Annotated in this window: 1 pseudogene; it reads left to right on the plus strand. The window is 67.3% G+C overall.

The window, feature by feature from the left end:
• Positions 1 to 43: 43 nt before the first annotated feature.
• Positions 44 to 272 (plus strand): annotated as a pseudogene (locus SB771_RS34520) (hypothetical protein); the annotation flags it as partial.

A 272-nucleotide genomic window follows, 5' to 3' on the forward strand; every position in this document is an offset into this window, starting at 1 on the left:
GGCCGCCAGCGCAGGATCCAGGCAGGACGCTGCGGAATGCGATGTGGTGATCCTCGCCACGAATTGGGCGGATGCGCCGGAGGCGCTCAAGGGTATCGACTGGAGCGGCCGCATCCTCGTCGACGGGACGAACGCCCACATGGGCGAGGAACCGGACATCAGCGCTGTCGGCGTAGCAAGATCGGTTGCCGCGCTGGAGGGCCGCACGTCGAGCGAGACAGTCGCCGCAATGGCGCCCGGGGCCAGGCTGGTGAAGTCGATCAGCAATATGC

The organism is Burkholderia sp. SIMBA_051 (assembly GCF_046534915.1).
Classification (GTDB): Bacteria; Pseudomonadota; Gammaproteobacteria; order Burkholderiales; family Burkholderiaceae; genus Burkholderia; species Burkholderia ambifaria.